This window comes from Pseudoalteromonas sp. SG43-4 (genome assembly GCF_014164325.1).
GTDB lineage: Bacteria > Pseudomonadota > Gammaproteobacteria > Enterobacterales > Alteromonadaceae > Pseudoalteromonas > Pseudoalteromonas distincta.
Genome location: NZ_JACJFB010000013.1, coordinates 38,801 through 58,902, shown reverse-complemented (window position 1 = coordinate 58,902; position 20,102 = coordinate 38,801). Strand labels below are relative to the sequence as shown.

Here is a 20,102-nt window from a genome sequence, read left to right as displayed (position 1 = left end):
TCATTTTAGCCAATTAGGTTAACTAATATACATTACTGTTAAATTAACCTAATTGGTATTAGCACTAATGTGCTGCAATGAAACAAGAGGCGAGAAGTTCGCCTCAAACATTAATTAAAACGATCCGCGAATACCAAACGCGTAACGTGAGCCATTATCTTCCACTGAATAAATTTGGTTAGCAAAACGACCTGTTTGTACTAACTCTTCTTCAGTGATATTGATGCCTTCTGCAAAAATAGTGAAGTTTTCGTTAATATCGTAGCTTGCACTAATATCCCACTGGCCGTACGTTTCTACGTTCACTGGTTCACCATTGAAGCCGTTATCAACTAAGCGTAAAAAGCCTTCACGGTTGTTAAATGCAACACGTGCTTGCCAGTTGTCTTGCTCATAAAACAATACTAAGTTTTGTGAATCGCCCAAACCTTCAAGTGCAAATGTTTGAGTTGTATCATCACCTACACTAATATCGCTATTCACAACAGTCGCATTGGCAATAAAGCCAAAGCCATTTTCAAACATGTGAGTAACACCCACTTCGAAGCCTGTTACGGTTGCAGACTCACCATTTTGAGGACGGCTTACAGTGTAAACTTCTGAGCTACCAATAAGTTCGTCATCTGTTTGGTCTGTACATGTAGTACACGCAAAATCAGGACCTGAACGGTCAGACATTTCGTATGTTTCTGCACCCGTTAACGTAACAATAAAGTCGTCAACTTCTTTACTAAATACTGCAAAGCTAAATAAGTTAGCATCGTTGTAGTACCACTCGTAAGAGATATCCCAGTTTTCTGATTGGAATGGTTTAAGTGCTGGATTACCACCACTTGCCGTTAAGTTTTGACGACGTGGTTCGTTAAAGTTTGTTGCTGGAGATAACTGAGACATAGTTGGACGAGTAATACTATCGTACGCGGCAAAACGTAAAATCATATTATCTTGTAGCTCAAGCTTAACGTTGAAAGACGGTAGTAAGTTTGAGTAGCTAGTACCTTGTTCAATATTAGTCGCAGGGCCAAATACGTTAGCAAACAATGTCGCATCTGAAGTTGGAACTACATCGCTAATAAAGCTTTGTATTGCAGCAACTTCAATATCAGTTTCTGAGTAACGAGCACCCATATTAACGGTTACTGGCATATCAGCTAAATCAAAACCAAGCGTAAAGTCCATGTATAAACTAGTGATGTCTTCGTTAATTGTGTAACGGTTATTTTGTAGCGTTGGCTCTACTGGGAAACCTTGATCGGCTAAGTAATCAAGCATTTTATCGCCATCGTAGCTATAAAATGTATCGATCAAACCAGGGAAGTAATTACTCGCTGTGTATGCTTCAAAATCAATTTCATCAAGCGGTGCTTGTGTACCGTAACCACAAAATTGACATTGGCTACCAAAAATTTGGAAGCTAGATTTTTCACGCTCTTGGCGATAAGCACCAAAGTTAATACGCTCTACTGGGCCTTTATCTGGCACGTATTCAAAATCGGCTTTTACTTCAGTGATTTCATCTTCATCAGTAAATTGATTACCAATTTCGTTGTAGTGAAGACGCGCTAGGCTTGGATCTGGCAATGAACCATTTTCAAAGCCATCATGCTGTACGGTAGGAATGCTGCCTGTACCGTCAAAAGTATAGCTGTTAATAATACCCACTACGTTAAAACGATCATTACCTGCACGGTCGTTTTCAGCTGTTGAGCGAGATACATCAAATTTTGCTTTTAGTGACTCGTTTACTTGCCAATCTACATTAATACCAAATGCTTTATTAGTTACGTCACGTGAGTTACGTGTATGTGATACAAAGTCGCTTGCAGGGTCGCCACTTGGTGCGCCTAAGCCAACTTCTTGAGAGAAAGTTAAAAGCGTACCCGTTTCAGCATCAATTGTTGCGCTGCCTACACGGTCTGGTTCGAACCAAGATGCTAAATCACGCACTGACGAATCAACTTCAAATTTTGAAATCATTCCATCAACCGTAATCGTAACATCGTCAGATGGTGCATATTGAAGTACTAAACTTGCGTTTGTACGTTCACGGTCTTGCTCATCAACTACTTGGTCCCAGTTACGTGGAATGTAGGCATTTTCAAACAATACACCATCAGTTGGGTTAGATATTGTTTGGCCACCGCGCCAACCTGCCGTTAAAATTTGGTTATTTTGAAGTTTACGTTGTTGATTAGTGATGGCAAAAAGCACACCTAGCTTGTCATCGTTAAACGTATTACTTATTAAAAATGATGTTGATGGAGATACTTCTTCAGAAAGGCTTTCGTACATACCTTTAACTGAACCTAAAATATGTAAACCACCAAAATCAAAAGGGCGTGCTGTAGTTACGTTAACCGTACCACCAATGCCGCCTTCTTGAAGCGTTGCTGTATTACTTTTATAAATATCAGCACCGGTGATTTGATCTGCCGCTAATACATCAAAATTAAATTCACGACCTGCACTGTCTGTCGCAATTTGACGACCATTAACAAGTACAGTATTAAATTGTGGACCAAAACCACGAATAGTTACCGCTTGGCCTTCACCACCACTGCGGTCAATTGCTACACCTGTAATACGTTGCAGAGACTCTGCTACGTTTAAATCAGGAAATTTGCCAAGATCTTCTGCTTTAATCCCGTCTGTAACAACATTAGATGCTTTTTTATCTAACATTGATGAACGTAAGCTGCTGCGGATACCCGTTACTGCGATAACTTCAACATCTTCATTTACTACTGTAGGCGTATTGCCTTCAGCGCCTTGAGCTGCAACGCTTCCGCTTGCCAATATACCAGTGATAGCAATACTGAGCGCGGTTTTCTTGTTGAACGATAACTTATTGTTAATTATCATTTTTTAAAAACTCCTGATTGTGTGTAGTCGTTGTGTCGTTGTGGTAGTGCGTATAGTTTCAAATACTATTTATATTATAAATACTTTAAACCGGCAAAAAGTGCAACCTTTTCCTTAATTATGGATAGCATTTAATTACCGTATATTTTCTTTTGATTTTCTTTTAATTAACATTAAAGAGCTGTATTCACTCAGAAAAAGCGTAAATAATAACCTGTTCGTATTTCTCTGCTGGCAATAAATTAGCCTTTGGAAAATTTTCACGATTTGGCGCATCTGGCCAATTTTGCGCTTCAAAACACAAAGCTTGCCGTGCTTTAAAAGGCGAACCAACAAAGTTTGCGGTATAAAGCTGCATGCCAGGCTGCGTACTTTTAAGGGTTAAACTAACGTTCGTGTGTGGCGAAGTTAATGTAGCCATCGTCTTTAAACTGCTGTGATCATTAAAAATATAGCAGTGATCAAAGCCATTTCCAGCTTCTAACTGAGGATGAACAACGCTTAATGCCTTACCAACTTGAGCTGGCTTAGTAAAGTCAAAGCAGGTACCGCAAACTAAAGCGGCTTCATTAAGTGGAATACTAGTTGTATCAATAGGAAGGTAACGATCGGTATTAATTTGAACAAGATGCTCATTAATTGATTCACTGCCATCAAGATTAAAGTAGCAATGGTTAGTAAAGTTAACGAGCGTTTCTTTATTGGTTAGCGCTTTAAAGTGCAGAGTAAGCTCGCCGTTTTTAGCGCTAATAGTTTGCCAAACCTGCAACTCACCGGGGAAACCTTGTTCGCCGTCGGGCGAGCAATAATAAAGCTCAACTTCACTTTCAGTTTGTTTGGTTACTTGCCAAAGTACTTTATTAAAACCTTTAACACCGCCATGTAGGCTATTAGGACCGTTATTTGCCTCTAATTGATACTGCGTACCAGATAAGCTAAAACGCCCCTTTGCAATACGATTAGCGTATCGACCTACTGTAGCGCCTAAGTAAAATGGGTTTTCAAGATAGTATTTAGGGTCATCGACGCTAAGCGTCATTTCTTGTTTTTTAAATTTAATGCTTTTTATTATTGCGCCAAACGGTAAAATTTCAGCTGTTAAATTCTCACCATCACTGAGCTGAATAACTTGTAAAGGCTGGTTACTGGCAATAGATGTCACACGCATACTCCAATCAAATTACCGAATTAACATTTCCTGTTATAACGGCGCAACAATATATAATATAAATAGTATATAATTGGAGCCTGCAACTCAATCTAAATACGTTAAAATTTCTCGACAAAAATTTATACCTCTTCACTTAATTAAGTGATCTATTTTGAGGAAAGAAAATCGTGTTGATAACAAGGCAAAAATTTCGTTATTTAGTTGTTCTATATCAGAAATTTTTAACGCAGTTATCGTCAGATTTAATCCCTCAAATTGATTAAGTATTATTGAGGATAGGTATTACAGCTGCCATTATTTATTTACACTAATCCAGCTCAGCATGAGCTTATATAAAATATAAGCTTTGTAAGGTTAACTCCCTTGGTAAATATGCTCGTTAAGCGCCGCTTTTTCGTCAATGCTAAGCGCTTGCTTTGATTTAGCAATAAAATCGTACCTCACCATCACAGCTTTTCCTATTGCGCAGCATTTATCGTGTTGCCATGCTTCTTGCCTAAGTGTAAAAGAGCTAGTGCCTATATGCTCTACAGAGGTTTTTACGGTCACTTCGTGGCCATAAAATAATTCGCCCACAAACGACACTTCAACTTTGGCGATAATCAATTTCCAATCATGTGGATTTAAGTCCGGTGTAAAAAACTTAAAAATAGGTCCACGCGCGACTTCAAACCATACAGGGAGTACGGTATTGTTGATGTGTCCGAGTGCATCTGTTTCGCTAAAGCGCGGCATCACTTTTTCAATAAACATAAAAATCCAATAATAATTATATAAAGGTAAACCATGACGGACTTTATACGCGTTATTAATAACGCATTAAGCGATGAGTTTTGCGATGAATTTATTTCCACATTCGCGCAAAGCCCGCATGTAAGACAAGGGGTAACATCGGGCGGTGTCGACTTAAAGAAAAAAGACAGCCACGACCTACACTTAAATAATCACCCCGAATATGCACAACAATTAAAACATATACAACAAACGACTGCACAGCATGTTTTTAAGTATGTTGAAGAGCATATTTTTATGATGATTGGGGCATTTGGCTTAAAGGTTTATCATCCAAAAACAGGCGAAGTAGTCGATTTAACCCAAGAGAATTTTGAAGAAGTGGGTAAACCGCAGTTACCCGTTTTAGTTCAGCAAATTTTTAGACTCGGTAACATTCAAGCGCAAAAATACGAAGTAAACAAAGGTGGCTACCCTTACTGGCACAGTGAGGTTTATCCGCAGCTGCAGCACAATGAAGCTTTGCATCGCGTGTTGTTATTTATGTTTTACTTAAACGATGTAGAAGAAGGTGGTGAAACAGAGTTTTATTATCAAAACCGTAAAATCGCCCCTAAAAAAGGCACTATGGTAATAGCACCTGGCTACTTTACACATACTCATAGAGGCAATAAGCCAGTATCAAACGATAAGTATATTTTAACCTCGTGGGTACTGTTTAACCGTGCAGAACAAATATATGGTGCGCCTAAGAGTTAGCGCACCAAAATCAGTATTATTTAACCGAGCAGTTCATCAAATAAATTAAACAACTGATCTAGCTCTTCAATGGTGTTGTAGTGCATACAACCAATGCGCACTACACCGCCTTTATCAAGCACATCTAATTGCTTGCACAAACCTTGCGCGTAAAAATTACCATCCCACACGCAAATATGCTGCTTACCTAGAAATTCTGAAACGGCGCGTGGCTCAAGCCCTTCAAAAATTAAAGCAAAAGTAGGTGTACGCTCATTAAGGCGATCAAAATCATCAATACCAAATAACTTAATACGTGGATAATTAACTAAGCGCGTTAAAAAGTGTTCACTAAGCGCCATTTCGTGCTGCTTAGTTTTAGCAAAAGCAACGCTTAACTTTTCGCGGCGTGAATGGCTATCGTCAAGTTCGCTAATCGCCGCAATGTAATCAACAGCTGCGATAAAACCAGCCATTGCTTCAAAACTTTGCGTGCCGGTTTCCCAGCGACCTGGTGCTACGTCTTTAGCTGGCTCAACCTTGTAAGGCGTAAACCCGTCTAAATGTTCTTTTTTACCGTAAACCATACCTAAATGCGGGCCAAAAAACTTATACGCAGAGCACGCTAAGAAGTCGCAATCAAGTGCTTGCACGTCAACAAGTTCGTGCGGTGCATAATGTACGGCATCAACATAAACAAGTGCACCTACAGCGTGAGCAAGCTCAACAATACGTTTAATATTATTAATTGAACCTGTGGTATTTGAAGCGTAAGTGACCGCTACAAGCTTAGTGTTGCTGTTTAATAAGCTTTCAAATTGCGCCATATCTAAGCTGCAATCAGCTTCGTTAATTAAAGCCGTATTAACTTTAACGTCTTTATCTTCTGCAGCTTGTTGCCACGACGATACATTCGAGAAGTGATCGGCATTGGTTACAACTATTTCATCGCCAGCCTCCCAGTCGCGTGAAATTGCACGGCTAAAACTAAACGTAAGGCTGGTCATGTTTGGACCAAACACAATTTGTTGTGAGCTAGGTGCATTAAGTAAGTCAGCGGCGGCTTGGCGCGCATTCGCCATCAACTCAACCGTTTTATCACTTGAAAAAAACGCGCCACCTAAGTTCGAATTATAATGACCTAAATAAGCTGTCATCGCAGTAAGCACCGATGTTGGTACCTGCGAGCCACCTGGTCCGTCTAAAAATATTGGCGATTTACCATCAACGTTCTGCATTAATGCTGGAAACTGCTCACGTAATTGCGTTATGTTCATGCCTAACTTCCTTAAGACGTTAATACAAAACAATCCAGGTAACCTGGTTTGCTAGCATCAATTTTGTTCATAGGTGTTGCGTTATGCCACACTTGACGGTCGTTTATTAATGCAAACATGCCGTCTTTTATTTCCATTTTAAAACAAGGCTCAGCTTGCTTGTTTTCGTATACAAGCAGTTCGCCACCTTCTAAGTTCTCGTGAGAAACACCGCATATACATACATGGTCAAAACCATCTTGATGCACGCCTTCTGGCGCTGCAGGTGTATCGCTATCAATGGCAAGCATGCGGAACTGATGAATTTCAATATCACGCTGCTCATCAATACCGGTAAGTTGGCGAAACTCATTTACAATGCTTTTCATGCCCTCTGACTCAAGTAAACTTTGCTCTAAATTTTCGTAAGTACGCTCTACATTGCCTTGAAAAGTATTAATTGAATCATCTTGAACAAATGCTTTGGCTTGCTGTAGCTTTATTTCACCATTTTGCATTTTTACTACTGAATAACGACGTTTACGAAAGGCACCATCTGCATAAAGGTTTGCAGGAAGGTTATCAAAAGAAGGTTTAACCAAATCAATATTTGCTTGGTTAACAAAACGTAGTTGCAATAAATTCTGGTTGTTTAATGCTGTCATAAAATCTCGCCTAAAATAATGAGAATATTGATAAGGATTTTAATGCATTTTGATAGGAATTTTTGCGCGATTAATTACTTTAAAAGCAATTTAAGACTAGAGTTAATACAATAATATAAAAAAAGAAGCATGAACTATCTAATATTTTTTTTAGCCAATAAAAAACCCGCCGAAGCGGGTTTTTAAACAAACTCTAAAAGTTATACAGCTTGTTGAATAATCACGTTGTCTGCTTTTTTAGTGTAAGCAGGCATACGGTGGAAGTTTAAGTAACGGTAAGTATCTGCAGCCGTTGCATTAATCTTCGCTGCGTATTCTTGGTACTCAGCTGGAGTAGGTAGTTTACCTAAAATAGCCGCTACTGCAGCAAGTTCTGCTGAAGCTAAGAATACGTTCGCGCCATTACCTAAACGGTTAGGGAAGTTACGTGTAGAGGTAGACACAACCGTTGCTTTGTCTGCAACACGTGCTTGGTTACCCATACATAGTGAACAACCTGGAGTTTCGATACGTGCACCTACACGACCAAAGATACCGTAGTAACCTTCGTCTGTAAGCTGATCTTTATCCATCTTAGTTGGCGGGGCAACCCAAAGCTGAGTTGGGATACGACCTTTAAAGCCATCTAGTAACTTACCTGCTGCGCGGAAGTGACCGATGTTAGTCATACAAGAACCGATGAATACTTCGTCGATTTTCTCGCCAGTAACATCAGATAATAAACGTGCATCATCTGGGTCATTTGGAGCACAAAGGATTGGCTCTTTAATATCTGCTAAATCGATTTCAAGTACATGTTTGTACTCTGCATCAGCGTCAGCTTCCATTAGTTCTGGGTTAGCTAACCAATCTTGCATTGCAGTAATACGACGCTCAATAGTACGTACATCGCCGTAACCTTCAGAGATCATCCATTTAAGCATAACAATGTTTGATTCTAGGTATTCTGCGATAGACTCTTTAGAAAGTTTAACCGCACAACCTGCTGCAGAACGCTCTGCAGATGCATCTGATAGTTCGAACGCTTGCTCAACAGTTAGGTGTTCAACGCCTTCAATTTCTAGTACACGACCAGAGAATTCGTTAATTTTACCTTTTTTCTCAACTGTTAATAAACCTTCTTTAATACCGAAGTAAGGGATTGCATGTACAAGGTCACGTAAAGTGATACCTGGTTGCATTTCACCTTTAAAGCGAACCAAAATTGACTCAGGCATATCAAGAGGCATAACACCTGTAGCTGCTGCGAATGCTACTGCACCCGAACCTGCTGGGAATGAAATACCTAATGGGAAACGTGTATGTGAATCACCACCAGTACCTACAGTATCTGGTAATAACATACGGTTTAACCATGAGTGAATTACACCATCACCTGGGCGAAGTGACACACCGCCACGGTTCATGATGAAATCAGGAAGCGTATGGTGAGTGTTTACATCGATTGGTTTAGGGTAAGCCGACGTATGACAGAAAGACTGCATTGTTAAATCTGCAGAAAAACCTAAACATGCTAAGTCTTTAAGTTCGTCACGTGTCATAGGACCTGTTGTATCTTGCGAGCCAACAGTTGTCATTTTAGGTTCACAGTATTGGCCTGGGCGAATACCTGGAACGTTACACGCTTTACCAACCATTTTTTGCGCTAGTGTGAAGCCTTTTTCAGACACTTCTGTCACTGTTGGTACTTTAAATACATCAGTTGGACCTAGGCCAAGTGATGTACGTGCTTTATCAGTTAAACCACGACCAATGATAAGTGGTATACGACCACCAGCACGAACTTCATCTAAAATTACATCAGATTTAAGTTCAAAAGTTGAGATTACTTTGTCAGTACCGTGGCTCTTAACAACACCTTCGTACGGGTAAATATCGATTTGCTCACCCATGTTAAGCTCATCAACATTTAATTCGATTGGTAATGCACCTGAATCTTCCATTGTATTGAAGAAGATTGGAGCAATTTTATTACCTAGACATACACCGCCAACACGCTTGTTTGGTACGAATGGGATATCATCGCCCATGAACCAAAGTACAGAGTTAGTTGCAGACTTACGAGAAGAACCAGTACCAACAACGTCACCTACATATGCAAGTGGTAAGCCTTTAGTTTTTAATTCTTCAAGCTGAGAGATTGGACCTACTTCGCCTGGCTTGTCTGGTGTAATTCCATCACGTTCAATTTTTAGCATTGCTAAAGCATGAAGTGGGATATCTGGACGAGACCATGCATCTGGTGCTGGTGATAAGTCATCAGTATTTGTCTCGCCAGTTACTTTAAATACAGTAACTGAGATCTTTTCAGCAACAGCTGGCTTATTAGTAAACCATTCTGCATTTGCCCAAGACTCAATAATTTGCTTAGCGAATGTATTACCCGCTTTTGCTTTTTCTTCAACATCGTAGAACGCATCAAACATAAGTAATGTATTTGAAAGGCCTTTAACTACGATTGGTGCAAGTGTTTCGTCATCAAGTAGGTCAATCATTGGCGCGATATTGTAACCGCCCAGCATTGTACCTAATAATTCTGCCGCTTTTTCTTTAGAAACAAGTGGAGAATTAGCTTCACCTTTAGCTACAGCTGCTAAAAATCCCGCTTTAATATAAGCAGCATCATCAACACCAGCTGGTATACGCTGAATGAACAAATCTAAAATGAATTCTTCTTCACCTGCAGGTGGGTTTTTTATTAATTCAATAAGATCAGCAGTTTGCTGAGCATCTAATGGCGCTGGTACGATACCTAACGCGGCACGTTCTTCTACGTGTTTACGATATTCTTGTAGCACAATATTGCCCTCTTGGTGACGTGAAAGTATCCGGTAGCGCTTTGGACGCAAATAAGTTACCCAATACTTATAGTATTCTAACGCGTAATTATAAAGCTTTTATGGATAGATGAAAATCCATCCAGTTGCGCAACTGATTATACCGATTATAAATACTATGAATAGTGGTTGTAGTAAAAACTATTTTCATGAATACTTATTAAGTAAGAATCATTACCATTAACTAATATTAATTTATTACAGGCATAAAAAAACCCAGCACTTGGCTGGGTTTTTATTACAAACTATTTAATTAACGTAAAACTTTAACGTTTTTGATAGTTTTGATATGCGCTTCTACACGACGGTTTTCTGCGTTTGCAGCTTTAGTGTTTGCATCATTTTTAAGACGCTCTTCACCTAAACCAACTGTAGTAATACGGTCTTCAGCAATACCATCAGCAACAAGTTGCTTAGCTACAGCATCAGCACGTTTTTTAGATAACCATTTGTTGTAAGTTGCTTTACCTACAGCAGAAGTGTGACCTTCTAATAGTACTGTTGTATCTGGGTACTCTTTTAAAAATGCAGATACTTTTTCAATATCATTTAAGTATTGAGTAGATACTGCAGAAGCATTGTTAGGGAAAGTCACTAATAAGCTTACTGTTACTTCTTTATCTTCATATAAAGTACAACCAGTACCATCTACAGCATCAGTCATAGGTGTGTTAGCACACTTATCATCTGCATCAGGAATGTTATCGTTATCGCTGTCTACAGGAGCTACAGCTACTTCAACTACTTTAGGCTCTGGAGCTGGTTTTACTGGCTCTACAGGAGCAGAGTTTTGGCCAAATAAGTAGTTAATACCAATTTTAGCACCAACATCTGTGTAACCACGGTCAAGACCTTGGTATACAGCTGTTTCGGCATTTACAAATAAGCCATCTGTAATGAAATGTTGGTAACCAACACCTGCATTTAAGAATGTGTTGTCATCAACTACGTCAATTTCTTTAATACCGAAAAGACCATAGAAAGGACCGCCGTCTAAATGGTAAAGAGCATCAATACCGTAACGCTCGCCATCAATATTGTTACGGTTGCCAGCAACTTTATCAAAAGCATTAAAATCCATGTCTGCATATTCAAGACGTGCGCTCCAGTAATCACTGAAACGGTAACCAGCTTCAACACCCCAGCCAGTTGATTCGTTTACGTCAAGACCGGCTTGGTCACGCATGTTTTTCCAAGATGCGTCATAGTAGTCGCCAAATGCGCCAATGTAGAAACCTTCTTCTTTATCAGCAGCGAATGTAGATGCGCTAGTTGCAGCCAACGCGATTGCAATTGTAAGTGATTTTAATTTCATTGTTTTCTTCCCATTTGAACAATTTTAAATTGTAGCTAATCGATACTAGCTCAATCAGTTTCATATAGACTAACTGAGCCTTTGTTAATCAATACTTAACGAAAAATAAAGTTTATTACTTTTTTCTATGCCTTGTCGCAACACACATCCACTTACTATAGGCGAAATTAAAACTTTATTGAAAAATAAATATAGTAGTTTTTTGTAAATTAGTACTTAGCAAGGAATGTAAGAGCAATTAAATTAAATGCACTTATAAATGCAAAGAAATATTGCTTGGTTTTAATTGTGCGCATAATACCACCAGAATTAGCATTCCCCTAGGTATATGCGCATGTTTGATTAAAAAATGACTCTTTTTAATCATGTGGTTATATTTAAAGTTAAGTATTAAGTACCACAAAAAGTCTGGTAGTCATTATCATTCGTCGGTGGAGAGCAAAACTCTGATAACTCTTCACTGCTAGAATATGGATTGCCGGCTATTTTTATAAAGCGATGTAGCAACTCACTAGACCCTGTAGCGTTATATTGTGCAATTATTTCTTCGATCACATGATTACGCGGTATTACACGAGGATTTGCAGCTCTCATTACTTCATAACTATTATCGTCAGTTAAACTTACCCACTTAGCTCTCCATTCAATTAGCGACTCAGGTACGCTTTTTTCTCCTTTTAAGGATTCAGTAAGCGCATCAAAGGTATTGGTGTAGTCGAGCTGATTATCTTTTAATAGCGTTAACAACTCTGCTATTAACTCGCCACTACTATCGCTAGATTCATTTAAACCCAGTTTTTGTGCCCACATAGCCGTAAACTCAGTATTAAACTGCTCAGCAAAAATATTAATAAATGGCGTCATTAATGAAACAGCTTGCTCGTCATCATCGCTAATAAGCGGTATTAAACTCTCAGCTAAGCGTGCGCAGTTCCAGTTAGCTATATTAGGTTGATTACCGAATGCATAGCGGCCTTGTTTGTCTATAGAGCTAAATACGGTATCAAAATCAAAGCTATTCATCATGGCACACGGGCCGTAATCAATAGTCTCTCCGCTAACTAGCGTATTATCTGTATTCATTACTCCGTGAATAAAGCCAACACGCATCCAGCTCACAACTAGCTTAACTTGGTTTTTAATCACAGCGCCTAAAAATGCTAAGTATCGCTGCGAACCTGTATCGGTTATTTCTGGGTAGTGTCGCTCTATAGCTAAATCGGCTAAATTTTTAAGCCCTTCAACATCGCCTTGCGTCGCTAAATATTGAAACGAGCCAACACGAATATGACTCGTTGCTACACGCGTAACGATAGCCCCTGCTTGTGGCGGATTACGATAAACCGTTTCACCACTACCAACAACCGCTAAGCAGCGTGTGGTTTTAACTCCCAGTGCATGCATTGCTTCGCTCATTACGTATTCACGAATAGCAGGACCAAGAGCACAACGTCCATCCCCACCTCTTGAGTAAGGAGTAGCACCAGAGCCTTTTAATTGAATATCCCATAACTGGTTTTCATCATCACTAATAGCGCCCAGTAAGTGCGCTCGTCCATCGCCTAAGCGTGGTGAAAAATGTCCAAATTGGTGCCCAGAGTAACCAAGTGCTACTGCAGGAATCGCCTGTTTTTCGTTACCGCTAAAAGTGCTGGCACGTAAATCAGCCGCAACGTTAATATTAAACTCTTTTGCTAAACTCTCGTTCCACAGCAATAACTGAGGAGAGGCGACACTTGCAGGGAAATCTTCTATCGCGAAGTTTTCTGCAACATCTGTGTATCTTGGCACTAATTTCATTGTAATTCCTATTGTTGCTGACTTATACCAACACGGTTGTCACCTACGCCATAAGCAACAATTAAGCTTAACTCTTGCATACTTAAGCCACTTTGCTCTTGCATTTCGTTAAAAAAAGCTTGGGCTGCATTTAGTGACTTTTTAGTTTGTAAGCCGCCGTCTATAATTTTATGGGCACGCAAATAATTCTCTACATCGCGTGATAGTAAAAATGTATCTTTACCAAGTGCTCGCAGCGCATAAGGCCCTGTATTTCCGCCTAAACGCGAACCATGCTTTTTTAAATATGCCCACAAACCAATAATATCGTCTGTCGGCCAATTAGCGATAAACTGGCTAAAACTGCCATGTTCCCCTGCTATTTCGTGGATCATGTAAGCATTTTCGGTAATTGTTTTTACTTTTTTATAGTTACGAACAATGCGCTCATCCGTTGCTTTTTGTTCCAGCATATCTGGTGGCATCATTAATAACTTATCAACGCTAAAATCCCAAAAAACCTCTCTAAAGCCTGCCCACTTATTATTTATGACTGACCAATAAAAGCCGCTTTGAAATACTTTTCGAGTAAATTCTTCAAGCCAATCGTCGTCACTTAACGTGCTTAGTTGTTTTTTAGATAGCGGTTTTGCAAGTAATAACTTAAGCATTTTTTCAGAGCCTTTTCGCTCTACCGCTCGCTTATAAATATCGCTAAATTTTTCCATACTAATTAAATACCTCACTACTTATATTGCTAGTGTACGAGAAAAGCACCTAATACGTAACCACCCCTCTTTTCGATGAATTAATCTGTATTTAGTCGCTTGACACCTAGACGGCTAAAATGCTTTAATCGCCGTAATTACCCTATTTAAATTGCACAGGTTTGTAAGTTTTACTCTACAAACAGGTGCAAAGGGCTAGAAGAGGTGCGTTATTCAGGTAGCGTATGTTAGGAGCGCAAACTCCAGCAAGCATACGTGAGGGGAATTAACGCCGAGAAGTAACCACTTTTGCGAGGTGTTTATTTCGGGCGACTAGGTTGAACCCTAGCGACTGTCACCAATAGCTGCTTATAAAAAGCAGCTTGTTAGTTTGGTGGAGAGCTTCTGGTCTTAAATATTAAGGCCGTGCGCCCTATTATTTTAAGCCCATTCGCTCTTCGAATTATTAGTTCGAACGACGTTAATGCGGCTCCTTCCATAAAGCTTTTTAACTCTTCGAATAATACCAATTGCATTAAATTAGTTATCGCTAAAATGATCACGTTTTTAATAAAATTGGTACAAATTATAAGTTCGTGAGAGATGATCAACAACTTCAATTTAAACGACTACTCACTGTGGACCGCGCTCGTAACGCCATTTGATCAACACGGCGATGTTGACTACAACACGTTAACTAAGTTGGTTAGCGATCAAGAAGCGGCACATAACGGTATTTTGCTACTTGGCAGTACGGGCGAAGGTTTAGCACTAACGCTAAAAGAGCAACAAGCCATTGTTGAGCACGTATGCCAGCTAAAACCAACAGTACCACTCATGGTAGCTGTGGGCGGTAGTAACTTAAAGCAACAAATTGAGTGGGTTAACTACTGTAATACACTCCCAATTCATAGCTTTTTACTTGGCTCACCGCTTTATGCAAAGCCTGGCGCTATAGGTCAAACTCATTGGTTTGAAAGCCTACTAAATGCAAGCGCTCATCCATGTATGCTTTATAACGTACCCGGTCGAAGCGCTGTTAGCATCCCAGCGGCAACAATTCAAAACTTACAAAACAATAAAAATTTATGGGCGTTAAAAGAAGCGAGCGGCAGTATTGCTCAGTTTGAAGCTTACCGCCAAGCGGCGCCTAATTTAGCTATTTTTAGTGGCGACGATGCGCTAATGCCTTATTTTGCTCAAGCTGGCGCAAAAGGTTTGGTGTCGGTAGCTGCAAACGCATGGCCTGAACAAACTCACGAGTTTGTTAAGCGCAGTTTAAGTGGTCAACACCCTAATTTATTTGCCCAGTGGTCAAGCGCTATTAATAGCCTATTTGCTGTCGCAAACCCTATTCCCGTAAAGGTACTGATGCATTTGCAAGGCCGCTTAAGCAGCCCGCAACTTCGTCCACCTTTAACACATCTTGAGTTAACTCAAACCGATTGCATTACAACTGCAAACAACACCATTTTATCTTGGCATTAAATACAGGTTTTTATAATGAGCTGGTTAGAACTATTAAATAATTTAGAATCGGGCGCAGTACGCGCTGCATCACAAAACGAAAGCGGCCAATGGCAAGCTAACGTAGAAGTAAAGCAAGGCATTTTAGAAGCCTTTAAAAATGGCACTAATACTGAATTTGCAGGCGGCTTTGTTGATAAACATAACCTAGCTCCGCAAGAATTTAGTACTGATGATGGCGTCCGTATGGTACCAGGTGGCTCAAGTGTTCGCCGTGGTGCTTATGTTGCTAAAGGCACGATTATTATGCCACCAGCGTATGTAAACATTGGCGCATATATCGACGAAGGCACAATGGTAGATAGCCACGCATTGGTGGGTTCTTGTGCACAAGTAGGTAAAAACGTACATTTAAGTGCTGCAGTTCAGCTTGGTGGTGTACTTGAGCCAATTGGTGCAAGCCCAGTAGTGGTTGAAGATGACGCATTTATTGGTGCTGGCTGTGTTATTGTTGAAGGCGTAGTCATTAAAAAAGGCGCAGTACTTGCCCCTGGCGTGCGTTTATCAGCAACTATTCCAGTATACGACTGCGTAAACGAGCGCCAACTTGATAAAGGCGAGCCAATCCCAGAGTACGCGATTGTAATACCGGGCTCTCGCCCTGCGTCAAACGAATGGGCGCGCGAGCAAGGCCTAAGCATGTCGTGTGCGTTAATAGTTAAATACCGCGACGAGAAAAGCGATGCATCGTTATTGCTTGAAGAGGTTTTACGATAATGAGCTTTTTGAGCACGCCTATCAAAACCGCTGTAAATACTATTACACAACAACTTGATACACCTTTTTTTGTTTACGATTTAGATCAACTAAACACGCATCTTGCGCGTTTAGTTGCGCAAACCGATGTAAAGCTGTGGTACGCGGTAAAAGCAAACCCACTGTCTAAAATTATTCAAAGCTTAGACAGTGCTGGCTTTAATTTTGACGTAGCAAGTAAAGGTGAGCTTGAGCAAGTACTAGCACAAGGTATTAGCTCGCAGCGCGTGCTCAACACAGGGCCTGCAAAAAGCCCTAAACAAATAAAACACTTTATTGAGCGCGGCGTGCGTATATTCGTAGCAGAAAGCCTCAATCAAGTACGTTGGTTAAACCAACAAGCGCAACTACAAAACACGCAGTTACAAGTATTACTGCGTGTACAATTACGCTGGCCTGAAGGTGAAAAAAACCCACTGGGCGGCGACAGCCTTACGCCGTTTGGTTTGGGTTGTAATGAGTGGCAAGCACTCAATGTAGCTGACTACCCTGCGCTTAAATTTGACGGCTTGCATATTTTTCAGTGGGGCAACATGCTTAGCACGCAAAAACTAAGCGACTTGTGGTCACAAATGATTGCACCTCTTAGCCAACTTGCCAGCGATTTAAATATTAGCCTTAAAATTCTCGATTTAGGCGGCGGTTTAGGTATTCCTTATACACAAAACGAAGCAACACTTGATTGGGATGACTTAATTGCTGCGCTCGCTAAAATTAAAAATGATGCGGGTGTAGAAGAGCTATGGATGGAACTTGGTCGCTATGCCGTTGGCGAATGCGGTCATTACGCAAACCCAGTAGTAGAGCGCAAACAAAACTACAATCAAGAACAAGTAATTTTAAGCGGCGGTATAAATCACTTATTACGCCCTGCTGTTACCAGCCAGGACTTTCCTGCTGCATTACTGCGTGAATCCAGTGCTAAAACTCAAGCGGTCACTTTATATGGCCCACTTTGTACAGCGCTTGATTGCTTGGGTGAACATAACTTACCAAGCGATTTAAATGAGCACGACTGGCTAGTGTTTAGCCAATGCGGTGCTTACGGCTTTACCGAAAGTATGCCGTATTTTTTATGCCATGAGCTAGCTGCTGAGTACACCTTGCAAAACGGTACACTTACCTGTGTTCGCCAAGCCGAAAATGCCAGCCATTATTTAAGGTAACAAGTATGAGTAATACAACACACATTAGCCAAGAGAACATTGTAGTAGGGGAAGTTGCAAACGGCTTACCACTTACAATTCCTGTGTATCGTTTAAAAGGTGATGGCACAGGGCCAAGTGTTTACATTCAGGCCAATATGCATGGCGCTGAAGTGCAAGGTAACGCAGTTATTTTTCAGCTGCTTGAGCAATTAAAACACCTTAACCTTAGTGGCGATATTACCCTTGTACCTTATGCAAATCCGATTGGCTGTAATCAAAAATCTGGCGAGTTTACCCTTGGCAGGTTCGATCCGATTACGGGCACTAATTGGAATCGCATGTATCACTACAATAAAAATTTAGTGGCACAGTTTGCACAAAATCATACTCAGTATGACGACGCTACATTAAAAAGTAACTTCAAACAGGCACTTATTGACGAAGTAGATAGCAAACTTAACGGCCCTGCTTATTTACTCAATACGGGTAAACGCATTGCGCTTAACTTACAAAAGCTCGCTCATCAGGCTGATATAGTACTCGATTTACACACAGGCCCTATTTCAAGCAAGCATCTGTACTGCCCAACCTATGCAACCGACAGCGCACGTTACTTTAATATTGAACATGTATTGCTTATTCCTAGTGATTTTGACGGCGCTATGGATGAAGCTAACTTTTGCCCATGGTGGCATTTAAGTGATGCGCTTAGCGGACAAGGTCGCGAATTATCAATAGCTGTAGAAGCATTTACTGTAGAGCTAGGCAGCCAAGAAAAAATAGACTTAAAAGAAGCATTAAACGATGCAAACAGCATTTTAAGTTACTTAAATCACAAAGGCGTATTACAAAACGCACCGCATACGCCAGCCAATATGACTCGTTATGCATGTAATTTAGATGACTACTTTGCTTATTACGCCCCTATTGGCGGCATGGTTGAATACTTAGCCCCACTTGGCGGGCACATTAAAGCTGGTGAGCCTATTGCCAATATTTTACGCATGGAGCGCTACTTAAGTGAGCAACCATTGCAAACACTTACTCTTGATTGCGATGCAATTGCTATTTTGCACTTTGCCTCAGCGAGTGTTAATCAAGGTACCGAGCTTTATAAGTTTTTTACTAACATATTTGAGCTTTAGCTCACCCTTCTCATTGCGTGAGAGTAAAACCAATTGCATTAAATTAGTGATCTATTATAGCGATAAGGAAATAGCTTAATAACAAGGCTAAAATTATGGTACATAGTTGTTCTATATAAATAATTTTTAACGTAGTTAGTGAGTTATTTAATACGCTAGAATGATCATGTTTTTAACAAAATTGGTATAAATTAACTAAAGTAGTTAATTTGCATTAGAAAAGCGGCTTAGGCCGCTTTTCTTTTGATCTATATTTACTTTGTATACGTATGGACCTTGTTATGAATACAAATTCAGTAAAAGTTCACCGTTACATATGTAAAAAGACGTTATAATTAAATTAACGCATACAACAACCCAAACTCACAAGGAATTACAATGAGCTGGCGCCACTGGATAACTCTTTCTGCTTTAATTAGTACCGCTACCTTCGCACAAGAAGAAGAAGTTGCTACAAACGAGCAAGACAACGACATCGAGCTTGTAAAACAGTGTATTTTAAATGAGGTAATTGGCGGAGATGGTAAACAGACATTAGACGACCTTCGTAAAAAGTGTTCAGCTCTTGAAGAAAATAAACAACTTACCGCGCTTGATAAACGCCAAGCCCGTGAAGAAGTAGGTAAAAAAAATAGAAATGTAATTACGCCACATAAGCGTAACTATATTTTACCGCTTTCGTACGTATCACACCCAAACGATCGCCCTTTTGATGGTTTTGATGCACTAACAGATGATAGCGACGGCGAACCGCTCGACAATCTAGAAGCCAAATATCAGCTATCGATAAAAGTGCCTCTTTACGATGATTTTTCGGATAAAGACCAAGCCATATTTTTTGGCTTTACACTGCAATCATATTGGCAGATTTATAACTCAGAAATTTCGTCTCCATTTCGTGAAACAAACTACGAACCAGAGATATTTTGGATTAATTACCTCGACCCAGAAAACGTATTATGGGGCGACGAAATGGCAATCGCATTAGGTATCTCGCATCAGTCAAATGGTCGAAGCCAACCAAACTCACGTTCGTGGAACCGTATTTATGCAGACTTTATTTGGGAAAATAGGGGCTTTGTTTTTAGCTTTAAACCTTGGTATCGCATAGCTGAGGACGAAAAAGAAGATATTTTAGAAGCCAATGGCGACGACAACCCAGACATATACAAATACATGGGTTACTTTGAATTTAGCGGCGCGTATCGTTTTCATGACCATGAATTTAGCTTTATGACGCGTAACAATTTAAATTCAGATAATCGCGGTGCAATTCAACTCGACTGGTCGTTTCCTTTATGGGGTCGCGTTCGTGGTTATGCACAATACTTTAACGGTTATGGCGAAAGCTTAATTGATTACAATGCGGATGTAGAACGTATTGGTGTCGGTATATTATTAACCGATTTGCTGTAATACTTCCCTAAGTTTTACGCACAAAAAAGCCAAGCATTGCTTGGCTTT

The 20,102-nt window shown here is 40.1% G+C and carries 15 protein-coding genes and 1 riboswitch; of the genes, 6 read left to right on the top strand and 9 right to left on the bottom strand.

Translation table 11 applies throughout. The features are described from left to right. Nucleotides 1–114: 114 nt before the first annotated feature. The 3 genes from H5160_RS13520 to H5160_RS13510 all read right to left on the bottom strand — a co-directional run bounded on the left by H5160_RS13520 (nt 115) and on the right by H5160_RS13510 (nt 4,786). A complete protein-coding gene (locus tag H5160_RS13520) occupies nt 115–2,862 on the bottom strand; it encodes a TonB-dependent receptor (RefSeq protein ID WP_149601976.1) in 2,748 nt (915 codons plus the stop codon). 187 nt (nt 2,863–3,049) lie between these two features. Then, nucleotides 3,050–4,024: an aldose epimerase family protein gene (locus H5160_RS13515; RefSeq protein ID WP_182737749.1), complete on the bottom strand. Its 975-nt coding sequence runs from the start codon at nt 4,022–4,024 to the stop codon at nt 3,050–3,052. Nucleotides 4,025–4,387: 363 nt separating this feature from the next. Next, nucleotides 4,388–4,786: a thioesterase family protein gene (locus H5160_RS13510; RefSeq protein WP_002958811.1), complete on the bottom strand. Its 399-nt coding sequence runs from the start codon at nt 4,784–4,786 to the stop codon at nt 4,388–4,390. A gap of 33 nt (nt 4,787–4,819) precedes the next feature. On the opposite strand from H5160_RS13510, the gene H5160_RS13505 reads away from it, so the two are divergent. Next, complete coding sequence (locus H5160_RS13505; RefSeq protein ID WP_024606515.1) at nt 4,820–5,524, top strand: 2OG-Fe(II) oxygenase; 705 nt, start codon at nt 4,820–4,822, stop codon at nt 5,522–5,524. Nucleotides 5,525–5,544: 20 nt separating this feature from the next. Here the strand turns inward: H5160_RS13505 and H5160_RS13500 are convergent, their stop codons facing one another. The 6 genes from H5160_RS13500 to H5160_RS13475 all read right to left on the bottom strand — a co-directional run bounded on the left by H5160_RS13500 (nt 5,545) and on the right by H5160_RS13475 (nt 14,083). After that, nucleotides 5,545–6,780: a cysteine desulfurase-like protein gene (locus H5160_RS13500; RefSeq protein ID WP_182737748.1), complete on the bottom strand. Its 1,236-nt coding sequence runs from the start codon at nt 6,778–6,780 to the stop codon at nt 5,545–5,547. Nucleotides 6,781–6,791: 11 nt separating this feature from the next. Next, nucleotides 6,792–7,424, bottom strand: coding sequence for a 2OG-Fe dioxygenase family protein (locus tag H5160_RS13495; RefSeq protein ID WP_002958808.1), 633 nt, complete (start codon nt 7,422–7,424; stop codon nt 6,792–6,794). Between the two features lie 200 nt (nt 7,425–7,624). Then, nucleotides 7,625–10,222 (bottom strand): bifunctional aconitate hydratase 2/2-methylisocitrate dehydratase, encoded by a 2,598-nt coding sequence (gene acnB / locus H5160_RS13490; RefSeq protein ID WP_039488618.1) that lies wholly within the window; start codon nt 10,220–10,222, stop codon nt 7,625–7,627. Between the two features lie 292 nt (nt 10,223–10,514). Next, on the bottom strand, nt 10,515–11,576 hold the full coding sequence (locus tag H5160_RS13485; RefSeq protein ID WP_154903746.1) for an OmpA family protein: 1,062 nt from the start codon (nt 11,574–11,576) through the stop codon (nt 10,515–10,517). A gap of 390 nt (nt 11,577–11,966) precedes the next feature. Continuing rightward, nucleotides 11,967–13,376 carry a YdiU family protein gene (locus H5160_RS13480; RefSeq protein WP_182737747.1) on the bottom strand — a complete coding sequence of 470 codons (1,410 nt, stop codon included), beginning with the start codon at nt 13,374–13,376 and terminating at the stop codon, nt 11,967–11,969. Between the two features lie 8 nt (nt 13,377–13,384). Next, on the bottom strand, nt 13,385–14,083 hold the full coding sequence (locus H5160_RS13475) for a DNA-3-methyladenine glycosylase I (RefSeq protein WP_024597214.1): 699 nt from the start codon (nt 14,081–14,083) through the stop codon (nt 13,385–13,387). 191 nt (nt 14,084–14,274) lie between these two features. After that, a riboswitch (Lysine riboswitch) is annotated at nt 14,275–14,475 on the top strand. A gap of 190 nt (nt 14,476–14,665) precedes the next feature. Here H5160_RS13475 and dapA point away from each other — a divergent pair. The 5 genes from dapA (at nt 14,666) to H5160_RS13450 (ending at nt 20,054) form a co-directional block, all read left to right on the top strand. Next, nucleotides 14,666–15,550: a 4-hydroxy-tetrahydrodipicolinate synthase gene (gene dapA, locus H5160_RS13470; protein WP_002958800.1), complete on the top strand. Its 885-nt coding sequence runs from the start codon at nt 14,666–14,668 to the stop codon at nt 15,548–15,550. A gap of 15 nt (nt 15,551–15,565) precedes the next feature. Beyond that, nucleotides 15,566–16,306 (top strand): 2,3,4,5-tetrahydropyridine-2,6-dicarboxylate N-succinyltransferase, encoded by a 741-nt coding sequence (locus H5160_RS13465; RefSeq protein WP_039488626.1) that lies wholly within the window; start codon nt 15,566–15,568, stop codon nt 16,304–16,306. Further along, complete coding sequence (locus H5160_RS13460) at nt 16,306–17,511, top strand: PLP-dependent decarboxylase (protein WP_024597213.1); 1,206 nt, start codon at nt 16,306–16,308, stop codon at nt 17,509–17,511. The genes H5160_RS13465 and H5160_RS13460 overlap by 1 nt, the downstream gene beginning before the upstream one ends. A gap of 5 nt (nt 17,512–17,516) precedes the next feature. Further along, on the top strand, nt 17,517–18,638 hold the full coding sequence (locus H5160_RS13455; RefSeq protein WP_182737746.1) for a succinylglutamate desuccinylase/aspartoacylase family protein: 1,122 nt from the start codon (nt 17,517–17,519) through the stop codon (nt 18,636–18,638). A 378-nt stretch (nt 18,639–19,016) separates the two neighbouring features. After that, a complete protein-coding gene (locus tag H5160_RS13450; protein ID WP_024597211.1) occupies nt 19,017–20,054 on the top strand; it encodes a phospholipase A in 1,038 nt (345 codons plus the stop codon). The last annotated feature ends 48 nt before the right edge of the window (nt 20,055–20,102 follow it).

Coding starts and splice junctions, on each gene's coding strand:
- H5160_RS13495 (WP_002958808.1), bottom strand. CDS start 7,424: ATGACAGCATTAAACAACCAGAATTTATTGCAACTACGTTTTGTTAAC.
- H5160_RS13465 (WP_039488626.1), top strand. CDS start 15,566: ATGAGCTGGTTAGAACTATTAAATAATTTAGAATCGGGCGCAGTACGC.
- H5160_RS13500 (WP_182737748.1), bottom strand. CDS start 6,780: ATGAACATAACGCAATTACGTGAGCAGTTTCCAGCATTAATGCAGAAC.
- H5160_RS13485 (WP_154903746.1), bottom strand. CDS start 11,576: ATGAAATTAAAATCACTTACAATTGCAATCGCGTTGGCTGCAACTAGC.
- H5160_RS13475 (WP_024597214.1), bottom strand. CDS start 14,083: ATGGAAAAATTTAGCGATATTTATAAGCGAGCGGTAGAGCGAAAAGGC.
- H5160_RS13455 (WP_182737746.1), top strand. CDS start 17,517: ATGAGTAATACAACACACATTAGCCAAGAGAACATTGTAGTAGGGGAA.
- H5160_RS13480 (WP_182737747.1), bottom strand. CDS start 13,376: ATGAAATTAGTGCCAAGATACACAGATGTTGCAGAAAACTTCGCGATA.
- H5160_RS13520 (WP_149601976.1), bottom strand. CDS start 2,862: ATGATAATTAACAATAAGTTATCGTTCAACAAGAAAACCGCGCTCAGT.
- H5160_RS13450 (WP_024597211.1), top strand. CDS start 19,017: ATGAGCTGGCGCCACTGGATAACTCTTTCTGCTTTAATTAGTACCGCT.
- H5160_RS13460 (WP_024597213.1), top strand. CDS start 16,306: ATGAGCTTTTTGAGCACGCCTATCAAAACCGCTGTAAATACTATTACA.
- dapA (WP_002958800.1), top strand. CDS start 14,666: ATGATCAACAACTTCAATTTAAACGACTACTCACTGTGGACCGCGCTC.
- H5160_RS13510 (WP_002958811.1), bottom strand. CDS start 4,786: ATGTTTATTGAAAAAGTGATGCCGCGCTTTAGCGAAACAGATGCACTC.
- H5160_RS13505 (WP_024606515.1), top strand. CDS start 4,820: ATGACGGACTTTATACGCGTTATTAATAACGCATTAAGCGATGAGTTT.